Annotated in this window: 19 protein-coding genes; 2 read left to right on the forward strand and 17 right to left on the reverse strand. The window is 55.2% G+C overall.

The annotated features are described in order from the left end of the window. Nucleotides 1-64 precede the first annotated feature (64 nt). Nucleotides 65-1,246 carry an MFS transporter AraJ gene (gene araJ / locus ABLV66_RS11845; protein ID WP_316422340.1) on the forward strand — a complete coding sequence of 394 codons (1,182 nt, stop codon included), beginning with the start codon at nt 65-67 and terminating at the stop codon, nt 1,244-1,246. Here the strand turns inward: araJ and ABLV66_RS11850 are convergent, their stop codons facing one another. From ABLV66_RS11850 to adhP, 7 genes are all read right to left on the reverse strand, one after another. Then, on the reverse strand, nt 1,247-2,326 hold the full coding sequence (locus ABLV66_RS11850; protein ID WP_348876668.1) for an alkylhydroperoxidase domain protein: 1,080 nt from the start codon (nt 2,324-2,326) through the stop codon (nt 1,247-1,249). Nucleotides 2,327-2,335: 9 nt separating this feature from the next. Then, nucleotides 2,336-3,322, reverse strand: coding sequence for a putative FMN-dependent luciferase-like monooxygenase (locus ABLV66_RS11855; RefSeq protein WP_348876732.1), 987 nt, complete (start codon nt 3,320-3,322; stop codon nt 2,336-2,338). Continuing rightward, a complete protein-coding gene (locus ABLV66_RS11860; RefSeq protein WP_047048613.1) occupies nt 3,322-4,923 on the reverse strand; it encodes a dipeptide ABC transporter ATP-binding protein in 1,602 nt (533 codons plus the stop codon). Before ABLV66_RS11860 ends, ABLV66_RS11855 begins: the two co-directional genes overlap by 1 nt. Next, entirely contained in the window at nt 4,920-5,771 is an 852-nt protein-coding gene (locus tag ABLV66_RS11865) for an ABC transporter permease (RefSeq protein ID WP_316422338.1), read from the reverse strand. The genes ABLV66_RS11860 and ABLV66_RS11865 overlap by 4 nt, the downstream gene beginning before the upstream one ends. Continuing rightward, nucleotides 5,768-6,712, reverse strand: coding sequence for an ABC transporter permease (locus ABLV66_RS11870; RefSeq protein WP_348876666.1), 945 nt, complete (start codon nt 6,710-6,712; stop codon nt 5,768-5,770). The genes ABLV66_RS11865 and ABLV66_RS11870 overlap by 4 nt, the downstream gene beginning before the upstream one ends. 9 nt (nt 6,713-6,721) lie before the next feature. Then, nucleotides 6,722-8,344 carry a TIGR04028 family ABC transporter substrate-binding protein gene (locus ABLV66_RS11875; RefSeq protein WP_316422335.1) on the reverse strand — a complete coding sequence of 541 codons (1,623 nt, stop codon included), beginning with the start codon at nt 8,342-8,344 and terminating at the stop codon, nt 6,722-6,724. Nucleotides 8,345-8,502: 158 nt separating this feature from the next. Beyond that, nucleotides 8,503-9,513 (reverse strand): alcohol dehydrogenase AdhP, encoded by a 1,011-nt coding sequence (adhP, locus tag ABLV66_RS11880; protein WP_015366486.1) that lies wholly within the window; start codon nt 9,511-9,513, stop codon nt 8,503-8,505. Between the two features lie 253 nt (nt 9,514-9,766). Here adhP and ABLV66_RS11885 point away from each other — a divergent pair, with 253 nt between their 5' ends. Further along, nucleotides 9,767-10,708, forward strand: coding sequence for a bifunctional helix-turn-helix transcriptional regulator/GNAT family N-acetyltransferase (locus ABLV66_RS11885; protein ID WP_047048599.1), 942 nt, complete (start codon nt 9,767-9,769; stop codon nt 10,706-10,708). A 46-nt stretch (nt 10,709-10,754) separates the two neighbouring features. Here the strand turns inward: ABLV66_RS11885 and ABLV66_RS11890 are convergent, their stop codons facing one another. The 10 genes from ABLV66_RS11890 to ABLV66_RS11935 form a co-directional block, all read right to left on the reverse strand. Next, nucleotides 10,755-12,470: an ABC-F family ATP-binding cassette domain-containing protein gene (locus tag ABLV66_RS11890; RefSeq protein WP_348876665.1), complete on the reverse strand. Its 1,716-nt coding sequence runs from the start codon at nt 12,468-12,470 to the stop codon at nt 10,755-10,757. A 322-nt stretch (nt 12,471-12,792) separates the two neighbouring features. After that, a complete protein-coding gene (locus ABLV66_RS11895) occupies nt 12,793-13,206 on the reverse strand; it encodes an RbsD/FucU domain-containing protein (protein ID WP_047048592.1) in 414 nt (137 codons plus the stop codon). A 45-nt stretch (nt 13,207-13,251) separates the two neighbouring features. After that, nucleotides 13,252-14,016: an SDR family NAD(P)-dependent oxidoreductase gene (locus ABLV66_RS11900; RefSeq protein ID WP_047048589.1), complete on the reverse strand. Its 765-nt coding sequence runs from the start codon at nt 14,014-14,016 to the stop codon at nt 13,252-13,254. A 17-nt stretch (nt 14,017-14,033) separates the two neighbouring features. Beyond that, entirely contained in the window at nt 14,034-15,341 is a 1,308-nt protein-coding gene (locus ABLV66_RS11905; RefSeq protein ID WP_045394178.1) for an MFS transporter, read from the reverse strand. A gap of 143 nt (nt 15,342-15,484) precedes the next feature. Beyond that, nucleotides 15,485-16,531, reverse strand: a complete 1,047-nt coding sequence (locus ABLV66_RS11910) for a LacI family DNA-binding transcriptional regulator (RefSeq protein ID WP_045394180.1) — start codon at nt 16,529-16,531, stop codon at nt 15,485-15,487. A gap of 307 nt (nt 16,532-16,838) precedes the next feature. After that, a complete protein-coding gene (locus ABLV66_RS11915) occupies nt 16,839-17,525 on the reverse strand; it encodes a hypothetical protein (protein WP_047048581.1) in 687 nt (228 codons plus the stop codon). Beyond that, the gene (locus ABLV66_RS11920; protein WP_348876731.1) at nt 17,515-18,198 is read right to left on the reverse strand and encodes a glycosyl transferase; all 684 of its coding nucleotides are present in this window, start codon (nt 18,196-18,198) and stop codon (nt 17,515-17,517) included. Before ABLV66_RS11920 ends, ABLV66_RS11915 begins: the two co-directional genes overlap by 11 nt. Before the next feature lie 217 nt (nt 18,199-18,415). After that, nucleotides 18,416-20,113: an NAD-dependent malic enzyme gene (locus ABLV66_RS11925; protein WP_015366493.1), complete on the reverse strand. Its 1,698-nt coding sequence runs from the start codon at nt 20,111-20,113 to the stop codon at nt 18,416-18,418. A gap of 185 nt (nt 20,114-20,298) precedes the next feature. Next, the gene (sra, locus tag ABLV66_RS11930; protein ID WP_015366494.1) at nt 20,299-20,439 is read right to left on the reverse strand and encodes a stationary-phase-induced ribosome-associated protein; all 141 of its coding nucleotides are present in this window, start codon (nt 20,437-20,439) and stop codon (nt 20,299-20,301) included. A gap of 174 nt (nt 20,440-20,613) precedes the next feature. After that, nucleotides 20,614-21,465, reverse strand: coding sequence for a Vmh family MBL fold metallo-hydrolase (locus ABLV66_RS11935; protein WP_047079128.1), 852 nt, complete (start codon nt 21,463-21,465; stop codon nt 20,614-20,616). Nucleotides 21,466-21,526: the final 61 nt, after the last annotated feature.

Below are 21,526 nucleotides of genomic sequence, written 5' to 3' on the forward strand. Positions count from 1 at the left end.
GAGAAAACTGGGTGTGAAATCGGTTACACTAGCGTCGTGAATGCACATTAAAGTGACCGACTAGATGAAGAAAACGATTTTTTCCTTAGCGCTGGGAACCTTTGGCCTCGGAATGGCGGAGTTTGGCATCATGGGGGTATTGCCGGAAATCGCCCATGATGTCGGTATTACCATCCCCGCGGCCGGCAACATGATCTCCTGGTACGCCTTTGGCGTGGTGTTTGGCGCGCCTGTCATGGCGTTGTTTTCCAGCCGTTTTTCGTTGAAATCGGTGATGCTGTTCCTGGTGGCGCTATGTGTGGCAGGCAACGCGTTATTTACCTTCTCCTCAAGTTATCCCATGCTGGCGCTCGGTCGCTTTATTTCAGGTTTTCCTCACGGTGCTTATTTTGGCGTCGGGGCGATTATCTTGTCGAAAATCGCCTCGCCGGGCAGGGTTACCGCGGCGGTCGCCGGGATGATCGCGGGTATGACGGTGGCGAACCTGCTTGGCGTACCGGCTGGCACCTGGCTTGGCCATCAGTTCAGCTGGCGTTATACCTTCACGGCCATCGCGCTATTTGATGTGCTGGTGCTTTTGGCGATACTGCGCTGGGTGCCGACGCTATATGACAAATCCGCCTCCCGGCTCAGTGAACAATTCCATTTCCTTAAAACCCCGGCTCCGTGGTTTATTTTCGCCGCCACGATGTTCGGCAATGCCGGCGTTTTTGCCTGGTTTAGCTATATCAAGCCCTTCATGATGAATGTCTCCGGCTTTAGCGAGTCGGCGATGATGTTAATTATGATGCTGGTCGGATTGGGGATGGTTTTAGGTAATCTCTTTAGCGGCAGGATCTCAGGACGCTACAGTCCGCTGCGTATTGCGGCGATGACCAACGGCGTCATTGTCGCGGCGTTACTGCTCATCTTTGCCTTTGGCATGCAGCCGCTGGCTTCGCTGGCGCTGGCGTTTATCTGCTGCGCCGGGCTCTTCGCACTCGCCGCGCCGCTGCAAATACTACTGCTACAAAATGCCAGAGGCGGAGAAATGCTCGGGGCGGCGGGCGGGCAAATAGCGTTTAACCTCGGCAGCGCGATAGGCGCCTACTGCGGCGGAATGATGATTACCTTTGGCGCAGGTTGGCGTTCGGTGGCGCTGCCGGCGGCAGCGCTGTCGTTCCTGGCGATGAGCTCGTTACTGCTGTATGCGCGATATCAGCGGCGGGTAACGCGTCATCGCGTTACCCAGGCAGAGCAGGTCTGATTAATCCCGCCACGGTTCGCCAAGGGTTAGCATCAGGCGGTTAGCCCAGGCGAAGAATGCCGCCGATTGCAGCAGATCCAACTGTTCGACGATATCCAGACCCTGCAGCTCCAGCGCGCTGAGATGCGCTGAGGTTATCGCAGGTGGGGTAACGGAAAGCGCGGCGGCGGCGTCAATCTCCGCCTGCCAGCGCGGCCCTTGACCATCGCTGAGATTCTCCCCAGGCGTCACCGCCAGCAGGGTCTCCACCGCTCGCTCATCTTTTGCCTTGCGCGCGTGTACCGACGCGCAGTAGATGCAGCCGTTGATTTTACTGGCCACCGTTGCCGCCAGTTCACGTTCGGCGCGCGGCAGGCCACCCGGCGTATAGAAGATCCCTTTATCGGTCAGCGTGCGCTGTTCAAGCACCGGTTGGTTGCGCGCCAGCAGGCGGAAGTAGGGGGAGTCACTGTGGCCGAACTGCGCCAGTAGCGCCTGCTCGACGGGATTAAATTCAGCGAGCGGCTTATCGGCAATCCACGGTTCCCAGTGTAATTCATCGCGCGTAAAGGCCACCGGCGCAGGTTTACCGCGGGCAGTCCTGGGATGAGTGTGCCAGTAGCCGGCAACCACCGGGGTCTCGGCTTCGGAAATTGATTTACCATTTAACAAACGCAAGCCGCTCAGTAATCGGCTTTGAAAACTGACAAACGCAATAAGCTGCGCCAGCGTCACAATGCCGCGCAGGCTCCAGCCCGCGTCGCTAAGCGTTTGTATCGCCGCTGGCGTCGCTTCCACCGGAGTAAAGGTCAGCAGGCGGGCAAATCCCAGCGCGGCGGCAAGCCGTGGGGTTGTCGGGTCGGCAAGGCCGAAACCGGCGTAATGCGCCGCCAGCGCATCTGCCTGATGAAGTCTGGCCACTTTTGCGGCGATGGCGAAACGTTCCTCGAGCGGAAAATCCTCATCCTGTTGGCTAAATAGCACCTCGTAACTTCCCTGGGCGTGGCGGGTCGCAGCGTCGCGCAAAGCGCGGGCCTTGCCCAGCGGTGAATCGGCGGCGATCTCCGCCAGTTCAGCCAAAATATCCTGACTTAAGCTCATAGCGACTCCTTATCTGAATTGCGGGGCAATGTGTTTAGCGATGAGTTCGATAGAACGCAACGTGTCCTGATGCGATGGCTCCACCGAATGGACCTGAAACGAAATGTCAGTCACCCGGGTTAGCACACTGTCTTTAGCCAGCGATGCAAGCACATGTGGCGCATCGCCAATGTGGGCATCCAACTGGCGAGCGTAATCCGTGACAGTGTCACCAATAATTTCATGGCCGGCGGCGCGATGGGCTGCCGCCTGTTTACTTAATCCCGGCTCTGCGGCCTGTAGCGCGTACGCCTGGCTGTCGGCAATAAACGCGGTACGGGAGGCCAGAATTCGCGGCGACACGCCGGCAGGCAGCGCGGCGAGGTAGGCGTCGATAATCGGGTTCTGAATCGCATCCAGCGGCAGCTCGCTTTGACCTGGCGGGCGCGGCTGCGTGCGCGATAGCATCAACCCATGGCCGGATTTAGCGGCCCGAATAGCGCCTTCAATCGAAAAGGTGGCGATCCAAATCCGTTTTGCCAGCTGCGGCGCAGGCGGATAAAGATGGTTGTCCGGATGAGCCAACGTATCGCCGCGCCAGGCGCTTTCAATCAAATGCAGATGATCGGCGAAGATCGCGCCGCGTTGTTCGCAGGTCAGGCCAAAGGGGAGAAAAGAGGTTGGCGTCCCGCCGGAGCCAAAACCCACTTCCAGGCGACCCTCAGCGAGTAAATCCAGCACTGCCGCATCTTCCGCGACGCGCAGCGGGTTTTCCATCGGCAGCGTAATGATGGCGGTACCGAGACGGATCCGTTGCGTATGCGCCGCCGCATGGGCAAGAAACACCAGTGGCGACGGTAATCCGCCTTCATTTTCATGAAAATGGTGTTGCGCCACCCAGGCGCTATCAAAGCCCAGCCGTTCCGCGTGGCGGATCTGCTCCGTCGCCAGGCGATAGCGCTCTTGCGGCGCGGCGCGATCAAGTAGGCGGGTGAAAAATCCGAGACGTTTAGGCATCATGCAATCTCCATGCTGGGTGCGTGATAATGAGGAATGGCGGCGAGCAGCTCGCGGGTATAGTCGTGCTGCGGCGCGGCGAACAACTGCTTTACCTCGCCCTGTTCGATGACTTGCCCGGCGCGCAGCACCGTCACGCTATGGGCGATGCGACGCACAGTCGCCAGATCGTGGGTGATAAACAGATAACTCAACCCAAGCTGTTGCTGTAATTGCAGCAACAGGGCGAGAATTTGCGCCTGCACAGTGACATCCAGCGCTGAGGTGGCCTCATCGAGCACCAGAATCGTGGGCTCGAGGATCAGAGCCCTGGCGATAGCGACCCGCTGACGCTGGCCGCCGGATAGCTCGCGAGCGGTTCGGTTGAGTAGCTCCGGCGCCAGCGCGACGCGGGCGGCGGCGGACTCGACCCGCTGGCGCCGCGCATCTTTGGTCAGGCGCTGAAAATTCTTCAGCGGCTCTTCGATAATGTCGAACAAGGTCTGGCGAGGATCGAGTGAGGCGAAAGGGTTTTGATAAACAAACTGAATTTTGCGCCGCAGCTGGCGCTGGGCCTCGCGGCTCAATTGTCCGCTGGCAATACCGTCAATGGACACCTGTCCGCTATCGGCCTGCTCAAAACCCAGTAAGATACGGGCGAGGGTGGTTTTTCCTGAGCCCGATTCGCCGACCAGCGCATGGGTACTGCCACGCGGTAAAATAAAGCTTACGTTATTCAGCGCCTGCAGATGGCTGCCCCCTAACGCAAAGCGTTTGCTCACGCCTTCAACCCGTATTGCCGGCGTAACAAACGGGCGAATGGCGGTGGTTAAGTGCAGGTTTTGCCCCTGTAGATCGCACAGCAACTGGCGGGTATAGCCGTGCTGTGGGGTGCGGATAACATCTCCCGTGTTGCCCTGTTCCTGAATTTCACCGTGACGAAAAACTACCAGCCGGTTGGCACGCTGCGCCGCCAGCGCGAGGTCATGGGTGACAAATAGCACCGCGGTGCCGGATTCACGACGCAAATGATCGAGCAGATCGAGGATTCTTTTTTGTACCGTCACGTCGAGCGCGCTGGTCGGCTCATCGGCAATAATCAAATCCGGCTTCAGGGCGATGGCAATCGCGATCAGCACCCGCTGCTTCATACCGCCGGAGAGCTGGTGCGGATACTGGTCTACGCGCTGCTCCGGATGGCTTAAGCCGACTTTTTCCAGCAGGGCGATAACCTGCTCTCGACGCTCGGTTTTACTGTTTTTTTGATGCAGGCGGAGTATTTCGCCGACCTGCGCGCCGATGGTTTGCACCGGATTCAGCGAGTTGCCGGGATCCTGCGGCACCAGGCTGATTCTGGCCCCGCGCAGGCTATCCAGCCGCTTGCCTGACCAGCGGCTAATCTCTTCACCGTTGAGACGAACCGTCCCGGCATCGAGGCGGGCGTTTTCCGCCAGCAGGCCGATAATCGCCTGGGCGGTTGTGGTTTTGCCCGAACCGGATTCGCCGACGAACGCCAGCATCTCGCCGCGTTTAACCGTAAAACTAACCCGGTGAACCACTTCGCGCCACAACCCGCCAGAGCGGTAGCTGATGGTGAGGTTTTCTACGCTAAGCACGTTCATCGGCGCTCCCTGTTGAGTTGTTGGCTGATACGATTGGCTGCCAGTACCACGGCAATGACCGCGATTCCGGGGAAGGTGGTGAGCCACCAGGCGGTGGAAAGATAGTTACGCCCCTCGGCGATAAGTAATCCCCATTCCGGCACCGGCGGCGGAGTGCCATAGCCGAGAAAACTCAGGGTTGAGAGGGCAAGAATAGCCTGGCCGAATTGGAGGGTGGCGAAAGCCAGCACCGGCGAAAGCGAGTTAGGCAGAATATGCCGCCAGAATACGGACAAAAAAGTGCCTCCGCTTCCGTAGGCTGCTTCGACATAGTCGCTGTGACGAATGCGCACGACTTCGGCGCGCGACAGTCGGGCGAAACTGGCGATAGCGGCAACGCCAACCGCCATGGCGGCGTTCAGGGTGCCAAAACCGAGCAGTATGATTACCGTTAGTGATAGCAGGAGCGAGGGAATAGCCAGCAGAATATCGACAATCCGCATGACGACCGCTTCGACCCGCCCGCCCAGCGCGCCGGCAACGGTGCCCAACGCCGTGCCGACAACCAGTCCCATAGCGACGGCGGCCAGGGCCGCGGACAGCGAATGCCCTGCGCCGTAGACGATTCGGCTCCACACATCGCGACCGAGCTGGTCGGTACCCAGCCAGTGTCCCGCCTGCGGCGCCAGACGCTGGGCGCCAGCGATGCCGTCGAGCGGATTAAACGCGGTAAACCATTGCGGCGCGAAAGCCATTAGTACCGCAACCGTCATCACCGACCATGCCAGCCACAGTCCAGGCTGGAAGGAAAAACGGCGCCAGTTCACCGGACGGCGTCGTGCCGCCGAGGCATAATCGACCAGACTCATAGCGCACCTCCGCGCAGGGGTTTTAAGCGCGGGTCGAGCATCGGCATCAGCAGATCGACCAGCAGATTGATCGCGACAAAGCCCAGCGCTGAAATCATCACCACGGCCTGAAGAATGGCAATGTCCTGATTATTCACCGCCTGCTGCGTCAGTTGGCCGAGCCCGCTGCGGCCAAAAACGGTTTCGGTAATTAAGGCCCCGGCGATCAGTTCTCCCAGCAGCAGGCCGGCAATGTTTAATGTCGGCAACAGAGCATTGCCGGTGACATGCCGCCATAACACCCGCGTTTCGCTCATTCCCTTGGCGCGAGCAACGGCAACGAAGGGTTGTGCGGCGATGTGATCCATGGTGCGTAACAGAATTTGCGCCAGCGGCGCGGAAATCGGTATCGCCACCGCGATAACGGGTAGCACCAGGCCTTGCAGAGGTCCGGGATTGATAACCGGGACCCAGTGCAATTGGAATGAAAAGATCTGGATTAAGGCGATGCCGAGCCAAAAGGTCGGCAGTGAAATAAACAGCACCGGCAACGACTGTAGCAGATTGCTGATACCGCGTAGCCCCGGCAAACGCGAAGCGATAGCGATCGCAAAGGCCAGCAGAACCGCCAGCGCGAAGGCCGGCAACGCCAGCGCCAGCGTGTCGGGTAAATTGCTGGCAATCAGGGAACTGATAGGCAGTCCCGCCTGGAGTGAATAGCCGAAATCCCCCTGCAGCATGGCCAGCAAGGTATGCAAATATTGCCGCCACAGCGGGCTGTCTGCACCATAGGCCACACGCATTTCGGCGATCTGTTGCGGGCTCAGCCCCAGATCGGGGTTCTGAAACTTAATCAAAATCGCGTCGCCGGGAAGTACCTGCAGCAGAAAAAAGGTCAGGGTGAAGGCCGCCCACAGCACCAGCACGCCTTGTGCCAACCGTCGCCAAAGATAGTGGCTCATGGCGCCCCCTTAGTGTTTATCCAGCCATACGCCGTAAAACGACGGACGGCCTACGGCTTCAAAACGTACGCCTTTTACCCATGACGCGCCGGCAAAGACCTGCGGTTCTTCAAAGATAGGAATGACGTAGGCGTTATCCAGCAGGTAACGCTGTGCATCGCCAGTTAGCTGCAGACGCTTTTGCCCATCCACTTCGGCAGAGATTGCGGTTAACAGGGCGTTGAGCTTATCGTCACGGAAGGATTTTACTTTGTCGCTCGAACCGCCCTGTTGCAGCAAGGCATCGCGATTAGCCGGGAAGAACATACTTTTCACCACGTCCGGGTCGGCGCGACCAACTTCAGAAACGGTTAATGGCGTTTTCAGCGGGTCGAGATTATCCAGTACCCGGCTGCCGGCGTCGCCGGCTTTCACGCTTAAGGCCACGCCAACCTGACGCCACTGCTGCGCGACCAGCTGTAGCACCTCTTTGTTCTGCGGCTGCGGCAGGGATTCATAGACGGTGAGCGCCAGCCGCTGTCCCGCTTTTTGCCGGATACCATCCGCGCCCGGGATCCAGCCCGCCTCATCCAGCAGCTGTTTGGCTTTCTGCTGATCGAAGGCCAGTTTGTCGCTTAAGTCGACGTATCCCGCGGCGGTGCGGGCGATGACGGAACTTGCCTGCGGATAGTTAGGTGAGAAAAGGGTCTCGACAACCTGTTTGGCGTTGGTAGCATGCAGTAGCGCCTGGCGTACCCGCAGGTCGGCAACCAGCGAATTATCAGGGCGGAAGCTCAGGCTATCGTTAACGCCGCGCGTCGGCGCGGCATAAATATTAAAGCCCTGGTCGGTCGCCTGTTTTTCATCATAGGCCTGCACCTGGCGAATAAACCCGGCCTGTCCCGCCAGCAGCGCGCCAATACGTACGCTATCTTCCGGCGTGACGATATAGGTAATACCGTCGAGGTTCGCCGGGCCTTGCTGAGCAAGATTTTTCGGCCCCCACTGATAATCTTTCCGCGCCACCAGGGTTAGTTCGCGTCCGGGTTTTTCATCTTTTACCGTAAAGGGGCCGGAACCAATGATATGGCGGGCATCGCCCAGCGCCTCAAAACTTCGCGCCAGGGTGCTGAGGGAAACCAGCCCGGAGCCAATCGTCGCGGTACCTTGCAGGAATCCCGGTGAGGGTTTTTTGAAGTAGAATTTGACGGTCAATGGATCGATGACTTCGCTACGATCGTAATTGTTGATCACTTCGGAAACCGGCAGACGTAGGGCTTTATTGCCCAAACCGTAGGTATCAAAATTCTTTGCGACCGCGTTGGCATCGAGTGGGGTGCCGTCAGAGAAAGTGACGCCAGGTCGCAGCTTAAAGGTATATTCGGTCTTATCGTCGTTGCTAGTCCAGCTTTCGGCGATCCACGGCTCGATAGCTAGCGTTTCCGGGTTCTGCCAGGTCAGCTTGTCGGTTATCTGATTGAGGATCCCGCCGTTAGGGTAAAAACCGCCGGCCGGCGGATAGAGATTGGTGTGCGGCTGTTGTTCCAGATAAATTAAGGTGCCGCCTTTGATCGGCGTTTGCGCGGCCGAAACTGAAAATGCGCCTGCGATAAAAAGGGCGGCAAGCGTAGCCAGGCGAAAGCGATTTTGCATGGTGAATTCCTTTGTTATCTATTGTCTTGCCATCATCGGGCGCGACGGAATACAAAGGAACCAACGATTTGCGCTAAGCATTTGCGAATTCTGACTATTCCCAACATGCGGGAATAGTCAGCAGGTTAGACTTTTTCGTCTGGCAGAGTCAGACAGAATTAACGGCGGAAATCGATAACCATGCGGCCGCGGATTTGGCCCTGTTCCATCTCCTTAAAGATGGCGTTGATATCGCCAAGCGGGCGCAGAGTGACTTTCGGCACCACTTTGCCTTCGGCGGCAAACTGGAAGGCTTCAATCAGATCCTGACGGGTACCGACCAGCGAACCCACTACTTCAATACCGTCCAGCACCAGGCGAGGGATATCCAGGCTCATCGCTTCCGGCGGTAGGCCAACGGCGACGACGCGGCCGCCGGCGCGAACCGCATCTACGGCGGAGTTAAATGCCGCTTTAGCAACGGCGGTAACCACGGCCGCGTGGGCGCCGCCGGTTTTCTCCTGAATGATTTTGGCGGCGTCTTCGTTGCGGGAATTAACCGTCAGGTCGGCGCCCATCGAGGCGGCAAGCTCCAGCTGTCCGTCGTTGACGTCAACGGCGATCACTTTGGCATTAAAGACGTTTTTGGCATATTGCAGCGCCAGGTTACCCAGGCCGCCGAGGCCATAAATGGCAATCCACTGGCCGGGTTTGATGTGTGAGACCTTCACCGCTTTATAGGTGGTGACGCCGGCGCAGGTGATGCTGCTGGCGGCGGCCGAATCCAGTCCATCCGGCACTTTGACCGCGTAATCAGCGGTGACGATGCACTCTTCGGCCATCCCGCCATCGACGGTATAGCCGGCATTTTTCACCGAGCGGCACAGGGTTTCGTTGCCGCTATTACAGTATTCGCAGTGGCCGCAGCCTTCGAAGAACCAGGCCACGCTCGCGCGATCGCCCGGCTTCAGCGACGTCACGCCAGGGCCGACTTTTTCCACGATGCCGATGCCCTCATGGCCAAGAATGACGCCGGTTTTATCGCCGAAATCGCCGTTTTTCACGTGCAGGTCAGTGTGGCAGACCCCGCAGCATTCCATTTTCAGCAGCGCTTCGCCATGCTCCAGCGGGCGTAACTTTTTGTCGGTTACATCAATCTGGTGGTCGTGGGTGACTACAGCAGCTTTCATGCGTTTCTCCTTGTTAATGATACGAAGGTGCTAACAGCGAAAATAATACTCATTAAGGATTAGATCTTATGTCGCTAATTACAAGCGGTATGGTTGGGAATGGGGGGATTTGCCGCATATTTGGCACAATATTCATCCGTTTATACTAATTTTAGGGGGCTTAATCGGCATTGCGCTACGTGCGTCAGGGTGATTGACAGGGTGAGCGAATGGTGGTTGTATGATGCAACTATCTTGATTCATGGATGTCACCATGTCTGACACTTTACTTATCGATCAAATTCGTTGCGCATCACGATTGATGGTGCGCGAGCTCGGCTTTATGAACAGCACGCTGGCGGCCACCGACTATTCACCTTCAGCGGTGCATGCGCTGCTGGAGATTTCTAATCATGGCGCGATGACCGCCGCGCAACTGGTGCAGGTATTGGGGCTGGATAAATCGAGCGTCAGCCGCATGCTATCGCGCCTGCAGACCGCTAACGAGATAGAGGAAAATGGTTGTGTTGATGACGGGCGTTTTAAACAACTCTCATTGACAACCAAAGGGCAGGCGACGGTCGCCCGCATTCATGAGTACGGCGCCATGCGGGTGATTGAGGCGCTGGCGCATTTGGATAGCGCACAGCAGCAGATCGTTGCCGAGGGGTTGACGGCCTATTCGTGGGCGCTTGAGCGCTGTCGTCAGCAGCCGGTCACGAGCAGACCAAACGACATCACGATAGTCACCGGCTATCAGCCGGGAATGATTGGCCGCATTGCGCAAATGCACGGTGAGTATTACGCCCGGCATTACGGCTTTGGCCATTTTTTTGAAGGTAAAGTCGCCAGCGGTCTGGCTGAATTTTCTGGCAGGCTGAACAATCAACGTAACCAGATTTGGCTGGCGGTCAAAAATGGCGTCGTCGTCGGCTCTGTCGCCATTGATGGCGAAGACCTCGGTAATAATGAAGCGCATCTGCGCTGGTTTATTCTCGGCGATGGCTGTCGTGGCAGCGGCGTGGGGCGGCGCTTGCTGACTGAAGCCATCAACTTTTGTGATAATCAGCGCTTCGATGCGGTTCAGCTATGGACATTTAGCGGCTTGCAGGCGGCGCGTAAATTATATGAATCCTTTGGGTTTACGCTGAGTAAAGAGTGGCGGGGCGATCAATGGGGGAAGACCATGCTTGAGCAACAGTTTACCCGCCGCTAAAGCCGTCATGCCACCGGGGCGCTAAAGCTCCGGTGGCATAAGCGTGTTAACTCAACTGTATATTAATTTCCTCAATCTCCTGACGCCACTGCGCCTGTAGCTGCGGTTTCTGATGCTTCGGCTTACGCTGCAGATCGTCCGCCAATAACTGCTCCAGCATCACCAGACGTTCCAGCAGATCCTCTTGCAGGTCGTCGACGGTCGTCGCCTGCGGCGGCGTTTGGGTCGCCGGGCTCTGAAGGCGCTCGTTGCCGCGCAGACGGGTGTACACCTCGTCGACGTCGTGCCACTCGCTTAACCCGTCTTCATCAATTAACCAGAAGCGGTTACAGCTCTGGCTGATGAGCTGTCGATCGTGGCTAACCAGCAGCAGGCCGCCGGGATATTCCCGCAACGTCGCCGCCAGCGCCTCTTTACCCTCCATATCCAGATGGTTGGTGGGTTCATCGAGCAGCAGAAGGCTATAGCTTGCCAGCGACAGGCCGACAAACAGCAGTCGCGAACGTTCGCCGCCGCTGAGGGTGCTGACCTTCTGCCCGTGTCGCGCCCAGCCGAAGCCGGCGGAAATCAGCGCCCGCTTGCGCGTTTCCGGTGAAGGCTCAAAGGGCTCCAGCGCCTCCAGCAGGCTGGCCTCATCCGCCAGTTGATGCAGGGTTTGATCGTAATAACCCGCATGGAGCCGCGGATGTAAACGCAGGCCGGCTTCGCTAGCCGGTTGCTGCATTTGCCGCCATAACAGGCGCAGCAGCGACGATTTCCCGCCGCCGTTGCGACCCATTATCGCTACCCGGTCGCCGCTTTGCAGCCGCGCCACACCGGTGGTGAACAGGGCGGGAAGACCCGGCGCCGGCGGCACGGGGAGATTTTCCATCTCCAGCAGGCGATCGGCGCGAACGGCGTCGCCATGCACCTCAAGACGCCACGGCGTGCCGGCGGTGAGTTCCGTCTGGCTATCCTTCAGGCGTGAAACCTGCCTTTCCATCTGCTTGGCTTTACGCGCCAGATCTTCGTTATCGTAAACCCGGCCCCAGATGGCCAGCCGTTTGGCGCTGGCAGCGACGCGGTCGATCTCTTTTTGTTCCGCTTTGTGGCGCAGAGCATCGCTTGCATCTTGCTCTTCCAGCGCCCGACGGGCGGCGCTGCAGGGGAGTGAGAAAGCGTGCAGCGTTTTATCGCGTAAAATCCAACTGGTATTAGTTACAGCATCCAGTAAGAGGTTATCGTGCGACACCACCACGAAGCTCCCCTGCCAGGTTTGTAAAAAGCTTTCCAGCCACAGCAGGGTCGGCAGATCGAGATGGTTGCCTGGCTCATCCAGCAACAGCAAATCGGGTTGTTGGATCAAGGCGCGGGCAAGCAACAGACGGGTATGCTGTCCGCCGCTCAGGGTGGCGGCTTGCTGTTGGGTCTGTTGAACGGTAAAACCCATTTCAGCGAGCAGCCGCTCCGCTTGCCAGCGCAGCGAATCCCGTTCACCAGGCGCCAGTTTTTCCAGTACCACCTGTAATAACGGTTGGCTGAGTAGGGCATCAGGAAGATGTTGTTCTACTCGCGCCAGCAGGCAGTGATTAGCCCGCGATACGCTGCCAGATTTCGGCGTGAGAGTGCCGTCGAGCACCTGCAATAGCGTGCTTTTGCCGCAACCGTTATAGCCAATCAGGCCAATGCGATCGCCTTTTTTCAGGGTAAAGGAGAGGTCGTTGAAAAGTGGGCCAAAGGCCGTATCAACGTGGAGAGATTGTGCGCTTAAAAGTGTGCTCATTGTGAACTTACTCAAGAGTTACAGGCATGAGAATGCCTCGTCAAACATCGCTGACGATAACCCGGTAAGCCCGAGGAAGGGATTTAGTCGTTGGCTTCTTCGCTCAAGCTAAAGTTATCGCAGCACGATACCGATAACGCTTGAGCTGGCGCGATCGCCAAATGTATGTGAAACATTAAACAGTTCACAGTACAGCATAGGGGTCCTCCTTATTTTTTCAGTAGGTTGATGGATGCAGGGAGTGTAGTGCCTAAATTGTCATTTGACCAGATACCAGCATTGAGGATCGCGCCGCCGGTCTTATCGGCGGCGGGTATGACGACTAGGCCGGGGCCACGGTGAGAAGTAGGTTGGCAAAACGACGCTGTTCGCCGGAAGCAATGACCAGTTGGGTCAACGGCAGCCGGGACTTAGCGTAGAACGCCTGGCGTTCGACAAATTCAAGCGGGCAGTTTGTCGGTAGAAGCTCCCGATATTCACTGGCGATGGTGTTAGTGAATTCCGGAGGTGATGCCATCAGCGTCGCGTGTTCGACATTAACGCAGGTAAGCAGTTTTTCGACGATATAAGTTGCCGGTACCATGCCTGGCGCGAGGTTGAGATGAATCAACGTGGCATCGGCATTGGCATTAACGCGACAGGCATAATTGCTATCCGCGATGAGAATTTGTGATTTATGGCCGCAGCTCGCCAGAGCAGCCAGCAGTTGTGGATGGATAATTTCGAATTTGATCATCAGGAACTCCCTGGCGGGCGGCTATCTCTGGCCGCCCGGTTTGCATTACATGCGATAAATTCCGCCGTTAATATCGATAGTGGCGCCTGAGATAAATCCGTCATACTCGCCGGCAAGGAAAGCAATGGCGCGGGCGACGTCATCCGGCGTTCCCGCGCGCTTTAGCGGAATTTGCCGGATGGTTTCATCAGCCGATGCCTGTGTGGTGTGGCGGTTATGAAAACGGGTACCGAGAATAAGCCCCGGCGCAACCGCATTGACGCGTACGCCGTGCTCGCCCAGTTCAGCCGCCAGAGAGCGTGTCCAGGTCAGGATGGCCCCTTTTGTGGTTGAATAGGCAAGAGATCCGGCATGCCCGCCGGAGCGCCCAGCCAGTGAGGCGAGGTTAATGATGCTGGCGCCATCCGTTGCCGATTTGAGCCAGGGAAGCGCCGCCTGGGTGACGTTAAGCATGGTGGTCATATTGACGTCTAACACCGTTTGCCAGAACTGACGGTCAATTTCGCCAAGCCACTTACGCCCGACGATGCCGCCGACGTTATTCACCAGGATGTCAATGCCGCCGAGGAATTCCGCGGCGGCCTGCACGCAGGCGGTCGCGTCCTCAGTGTCAATCAAGTCCGCATAGCGCCAGGCCGCTTTTTGCCCTCGCGCGCTGGCGATAGCCGCCAGCGCTTGCGGGCCTTCTTCACCGCTGTGATAGTGCAAAAAGACATCGCATCCCGCCAGAATCAGTTTTTCCGCGGTGGCCCAGCCGATACCTTGTTCAGAGCCGGTGATAAATGCTTTTTTTCCAATAAGAGTTCCCATGATGTTTCCTTAAATTTTCAGGATTGAATGACGCCTTCACGCTGTCTGGCGCAGTAGAAAATGCAAATCAGGCCGGTGATCAGCAGGCACATGGCGAGGAATATCAGACCCGGCGTGCTGCTGTGGCTGAAGTCGTTAAGGAGGCCGACCACGTAGGGGGCGACGAAGCCGCCCAGGTTGCCGATGCAGCTCACTACGGCGAGCCCCGCGGCCGTCGCCGCGCCCGCCGAGACGTTGGCAGGCATCGATAAGAAACACGGCACCGCGGTATAGATGCCAATGGCGGCAATGGTCAGGAATGAGAGTGAAACCGCGACGTTGTACTTGAAGAACACTACCGCGCCGGCGAGTCCTAATGCGGCGACGACCATACTGATACCGGCAAAAACGGCGATTTTTCGCGTTTTACTCGCCAGCATACTCCATGGGTAAACCAGTAGCGCCGCCAGGCCGTAGGGGATGAGGGCAATCATACTAACGCGCAGAATATCATCGCCGGAAATGGCGGTAATAATCGACGGTAGCCACATTCCGAAGCCGTAAATCCCGCAAACCATTCCGAAATTCAGCAGTGCATAAAGCAGATATTTGGGATTTTTAATACCGCTGGCGAACTCAGCAAGCGAGACTTTACTACCTGATTTTGAACGGTTCGTACTACTCATTAACCACGCTTTTTCTTCAGCGTTGAGATAGCCGACTTCCTGTGGTGAATTCTTGATAATAAAAGGGATGAACAGGCCAATAACGATCGGCGGAATACCTTCGAGGATAAATAACCACTGCCAGGATTCAAGGCCAAACCAGCCGTTATCGATATGCAGAATTAAACCTGAAATCGGTGAACCGACGGCGTTGGATAGCGGCTGAACAATAATGAACATGCCGAGAATTTTGGTCCGCCAGGCGGGCGGAAAAAATATCGTGAAGTAGTACACCACCGAAGGAAAGAAACCGGCTTCGCACACGCCGAGCATAAAACGACAGATATAGAGTTCGGTCGGCGTTCTGACGAAGCCCATCAAGGTGGCAAATATTCCCCAGGTTATCAGAATACGCGCGAACCACAGCCGCGGACCGAACTTAATCGTGCCGGCGTTGCTGGGGATTTCAAACATAAAATAACCGATGAAAAATATTCCCGAAGCAAAGCCAAAGGCGGTGGCCGTCAGACCAAGGCTATCCTCTAACGCCATTGCGGCGTAGGCCATATTATTACGATCAAGAAAAGCCAGAAAATAAAGCAATATCATTAATGGAACAATGTGCCATGTCAATTTCTTAATGGCGCTCTTTTCTATATTTTGCGCAGATTGTAGGTTCATCATTATTTCCGGTTATACTCGTTAAAGTACAAAAGAATGGGATGGGAATCCCGACATTAATATGCGTATTGAGTCTAAAAGGGTGTAAGCCTCCCTGCTGATAATAAATATTATCTGCATCGTGTTATTTATTTATAAAACAACTATGGTTGCTTTATTCTTACCGACTGGCGCTGAATCACTTCCGGAGCGAAGATAAATTCGTCGGTTTGTAATCCCGGCTCAGCAATTCTCTGGACGAGCCGCTCTACCATCATCGACGCCATTGTCGAAAGCGGGGCCATTACCGAGGTAAGGCCGGGCGATGAGAGCGCTGAGAGGGCGATGTTATCGATGCCAATGACCGAAATATCTTCTGCAATTCTCAGGCCCTGCGCGCGGAGCCCAACCATCATGCCGATGGCTAACGCATCGTTAATCGCCACCACGCCATCCACTCGCGGCGTGCGGGCACTAATTTTTTGCGCCAGACTTACGCCCAGTTCGAACATCTCGGCGTCGCCGAATTCCCGATTGCCTCTGCCTTCTATCACCACGCCTCTTGCCGCTGTTCCGCTTTGGGCAAGCGCGGACTGAAAGCCGAGGATTTTATGGCTGCGCCCTAGCGTTAACCCGCTTTCGGTGGCAAAGACGATATTGCGGCAACCGTTGTCCAGCAGATGTTGCGCCGCCAGACGTCCCGCTTCAACGTTGTCCATTGAGACACTATCGAAGTAGCGCGCCCGAGGCGGGACGCTTTCGGCCAGCCGATTGTCATAGCTAATAATGGTCATGCCTTGTTCGGCTGCACGTACAAAGTGGGTTTTGCGTACGTCGCTGGCGGCGACGATCAATCCGCGTACGCCATGCAAAAACATATCCGCGATAAATGCCGACTCCTCGGCGGCATCGCGGCAGCAAATGCCTAATAAAAGGCGATGGCGAAAAGCGCGCGCGGCAGTATCCAGTTCATGTGCCAGCGCTGAAAAGCTCGGATTGACGATAGACGGTACCATCAGGCCGAGCATTTTGGTTGCTGAATCGGCGACCGGCGGGGCGCAACGCGGCGGGCGGTAATTTAACTCAGCCATCGTTTTGACTATCCGCTGTCGGGTCTCTTCGCGCATCTGCTGTGTGCGATTATTAAGTACGTTGGACACGCTACTAATTGACACCCCGGCCCGACGGGCGACATCACGAATATTCGCCATACCTAAACCTTCTGTTTTTGCTGCGCGCTTATTTCAGCACCGCGTTATCTGATTGCTAATTTATCGGCGACCGGGTAAGCGGGCAAGACCTTTACTCGCGGATGAGCGAGTTAATAAAGCATATGTGAAGCCACTCGTAAGGATGGACGGGTGTTTAGTAAACAGAGGGTATGAAAATGAAGCGCGGCAGTGCTGTTTTTTTTCGGCGATGGTAATCCGGAGAGTATTGTGGGACGGCGGTTGGTTACTATCGCCGCAAAAATGGCAGGAGTAGTCTGGAAGCTATCCTGCCAGTCTGGTTAACGTATTAATCTCTTGTCAGGAACCAATGCGCCTGTGAAAGGGTAGATTCCGTCAGTGAATTGATTTCTTTTATTTGGCTGCAATGGGCATCCAGAATGTGAGGGTATTTATCCGGCAACCATCGTTGGTTGATAGTTAAAGTATAAAACTGAGTCTCCCGTTCAGTTTCACAGATATAAGCATTTTTTATATTGTCGGAGGTTTCCCCTTCCATAAGGTTCAGATACTCGAGAAAAACTTGAAATTTTGAATGTGTATCAATAAATTTTCCGGGAACCATTTTCTGCCAACGGATAGTCTGATAATTTAGGTCGGAGAGGCCGTAGCGGTAGGTGGTTGTTTCTTCGCCGGGAATGATTTGAGGTTTAAGAAAGAAAAATAATAGCCCTGATAAAAATAGTAACAGCGGGAGGATTATGGAAAAAAATGGGCGTTGCGGCTTATTGTTCACGAACAGTAGCCACAGAATCGGCGGGATAAAGGAAGCGATAAGAGCAAAAAAAACCTTAGCAGGGATATATAGTTCATTAATAATAACCTCTCCTGTTTTTGCCAACAAAAAATCGACTCTGTTACCCAAATACAAGTGTTTCCCATTAATAGCACTCAAAACGCTTGCCAAAACTATAACCCCAAACAGCGCGAGCCAAACTCTTAATGCAGGTTTGAGTATTATTTTTTTATTGTTCATTTTTCTGTACGCCCGCCTGATCATTTTGAGTTGCAATGCGCTGGGCACTGTAGAGTGTTTCTTTAGAGAGTCCTTCAATATCCGTAATTTGTCTACAGTTCACGGCCATTACCTGCGGATTATCGTCCGGGTACCAGCTTTCATTGAAGCCCAGAGTTGAAAAACTTGAATATTGTTCGACTTTGCAGCGCCAGGCGCTTTTAATATTATATTTGCTAAAATCCCAACTGGAGTCTTTAGTCTCGACAAATGTTTCGTATTTAATTGTGTTATTAAGATAAATACGGGTTATTCTTTCTCGCCAGAATATAGAAGTATGATAACTATTGTGGCGACTGTACTGAATGCTCAAGTCTTCGCCCGGTGTCACTTCTGGATGCAGAAAAACAAAGATGCCTGCGCAGAGAAACAAAATTGCAGGGATGATAGGATGGTGCAGGAGGTGAAAATTGATTTTTCGAACAAGCAAAATCCATATTAGAGGGGCAATAAAAATATATAGCAACGCAAAAAAGAATTTACTGGGTGAATATATAATAAGACCAACGAGAGTACCGGTTGCGGTTTTTTCCGGGTCGGCATCGGGTATGATGCGCCACATATCGCCACTAAAGAGAGAGAGACCCGCGAAGATAGCAGTAAGACCTATCAGGATTAATACGACGCGGATCATTGTCTGTGTGTTTTTGTTTTCTTTGAAAGTCACATTTTCCACTTTGCATTCCTTTGTTTGATGTGGGGGTGGAAAATGTTGCATGGGTAAGGAAAAATAGCAAGTATTTTTATTTATATATTGGTGTAAGAAATATCAGAACGAAAAATATAAATAAGCGGCAGGCGAATTAGACAAAAAAACCGGGCCGATATTTGGCCCGGTTAGAGATTACGTATTAAATTGAGGTTCGGCGATAGTTGCGATATTCCGGCTGCCAGAAATTATCGCTAATGGCCTGCAGCAGCGCCTCGGCCGATGTTTTCACCGCCACGCCCTGTTCCTGAGCCACTTTACCGACAGCGAACGCAATAGCGCGCGACACAGCCTGAATATCTTTCAGTTCCGGCAGTACCGGGCCTTCGCCGTTATTCACCAGCGGCGAGTGGTTGGCTAAGGTTTCGCTTGCCGCCATCAGCATCTCGTCGGTGACGCGCGATGCCCCCGCGGCGATAACGCCAAGGCCGATACCCGGGAAGATATAGGAGTTATTACACTGCGCGATGGCGTACTGCTTGCCTTTAACCGTCACCGGGGTGAACGGACTGCCGGTGGCCACCAGCGCTTCGCCGTCGGTCCAGGTCAGGATGTTCTGCGGTGTGGCTTCAACGCGGGAGGTCGGGTTCGACAGCGGCATGACGATAGGGCGCGGACAATGCTTGTGCATTTCACGAATAATTTCTTCCGTAAACAGCCCCGGCTGGCCGGAGACGCCGATCAGAATATTCGGCTTCACGTTACGCACCACGTCAAGTAGCGAGAGCGCTTCGTTGGTCGTATCCCAACCTTGCAGGTTTTCGCGCTTCTGCACCAGCTTGCTCTGGAACGACAGCAGATTCGGCATGCCGTCGGTCAACAGGCCAAAGCGGTCCACCATAAATACGCGCTGGCGGGCTTCCTCTTCGCTTAACCCTTCGCGCATGATTTGCGCGATGATCTGTTCAGCAATACCGCAACCGGCGGAGCCCGCGCCGAGGAAGACAATTTTTTGCTCGCTGAGCTGGCTGCCCGCGCCACGGCTGGCGGCGATCAATGTGCCGACGGTGACCGCCGCGGTGCCCTGAATATCATCGTTAAACGAGCAAATCTCGTTACGATAGCGGTTAAGCAGCGGCATGGCGTTTTTCTGCGCGAAATCTTCAAACTGCAGCAGCACGTCCGGCCAACGATTTTTGATGGCCTGGATAACGTCATCAACGAATTGATAATACTCATCGTCGGTCACGCGCGGGTGACGCCAGCCCATATACAGCGGGTCGTCGAGCAGTTGTTGGTTGTTGGTGCCGACATCCAGCACGATAGGCAGGGTGTAGGCCGGGCTGATACCGCCGCAGGTGGTATAGAGCGACAGCTTACCGATAGGTATGCCCATCCCGCCGATACCCTGGTCGCCGAGACCGAGAATACGCTCGCCGTCGGTCACCACGATCACTTTGACGTTATGGTTCGGTACGTTTTGCAGGATATCGTCGAGGTTGTGGCGATTCTGGTAAGAGATGAACACGCCGCGCGCGCGACGGTAGATTTCCGAGAAACGCTCACAGGCGGCGCCGACGGTGGGGGTATAGATAACCGGCATCATCTCATCGAGATGATTGCCAATCAGGCGATAAAACAGGGTTTCGTTGGTGTCCTGGATGTTGCGCAGATAAATGTGCTTATCGATCTCGGTTTTAAATCCCTGATACTGGATCCACGCGCGTTCAGCTTGTTCTTCGATGGTTTCGACCACTTCCGGCAGCAGGCCCAGCAGGTTGAAGCTGCTACGCTCTTCCATGCTGAAGGCGCTTCCTTTGTTGAGTAACGGAAACTCAAGCAGAACCGGGCCAGCGTAGGGGATATAAAGAGAACGGTTTTTTTTATAGATGAATTGCATCGCACTAACTCCTTGATGTTCACTTCAGACCCGGGCGCGGCGATAAGCGATCGGGCTGGCAGGAAATGCAGCGGGCAGAGTATAGAGCAGATGGTAACAAAAGAAGGATGCGAAGCGTGGGATTGTCTTAAAAAAACACCATCCTGTTTAGCGGATGGTGTTTTTATCATCACTCAGCTGGAAAATTAACCACCGCGGCGTTTGCGGCCCGTAGCATGGATATGGTTAACGGTAGTTTCTTCGTCGCCTTCCAGCACCACTTTTTTCTGGCGTGAAAGCTTGTAGTTCAGACCGAGAAGATGACGTGCCTGATGGTTCGATTTCATTCTTACTCCTTAATCCTGTTCTGGTTTCAAGGACAAGCCCGACGCAAGCCGGACGAAACGTAACCCTAAGTACGCCGCGCTTTTTAACGCGACGGGATTATCGTGGTCCATTTTTTTGCGAATAGCAACCTTGCGTCGGCAGATTAAGAGCGTTCTCGATTCAGGCGCGGGCGATTACCACTTCATTTCGCCGGTGTTCACTTTCGCGCTCAGCTCCAGCGAACTTTCTTCAGCGAGACCCGGATATTGCGCCTGCATGGCTTTGATGACGCTGGCGGAATCTTTATGAGCTTTCAGCGCCTGCTCGAATTTCTCCAGATAGTCGCGGGTAAAGACGATAGCCTTGTCGCCCGCCGGCGGCGTGCCGAGGTAGTGGCCCGGGATCACCTGTTGCGGATGCAGCGCGGCCATATCGTTAAGGGTCTGGCGCCACTGTTGACGGCTCGCCGCGCTTTGGGTATCGGCGGTCCAGACGTGCATGCCCCAGGCGACGCCGGTGCCGCCAAGAATCGCTTTATTCGCCGGGATCCAGACGAACGCGCCGTAGTTCTGCGGCTGACGAATTTCCACTTTCTCGCCGTCGATGGTGAAGCTATCTGCGGCTAATACCTGTGGAACATAGACCTGCTTCGGCGCGCCGTCTTTCATCTGCGGGCCCCAGTAAGCCAGCTTCGCCGCTTTGGTCTCTTCAATATGCTTAACCACTTGAGGGGTCGCCACCACTTTGGCCTGCGGGAAGGCTTTTACCAGCGGCTCGAGGCCAAAATAGAAATCCGGATCGCCGGAGGTGATCACAATGTGCGTGAGCTTCTTACCGCTTTTGTTGATCATCTCAACCAGCTTTTCGCCATCTTTAACGCTGAACTGGGCGTCAAAAAGCACCGCCTCGTGCGGGCCGGAGGCCAGCGTGGAGTTCACCGCGAAGATCGCGTTCTCCTGCGGGTTGTAGGTTTGCAGGGTCAACGGCGCGGCAAAAGCGGTGGTGCTGAACAGGGCGGTGGCGATGGCCAGGGCAGATACTTTCATGTTGGTTTTCTCTCTTTCAGGTGAATAGGTTTATTTTACGTCATTCTTGATTTGCGAAAAT

This window comes from Klebsiella sp. CN_Kp073, assembly GCF_040065495.2.
GTDB classification, from domain to species: domain Bacteria; phylum Pseudomonadota; class Gammaproteobacteria; order Enterobacterales; family Enterobacteriaceae; genus Klebsiella; species Klebsiella aerogenes.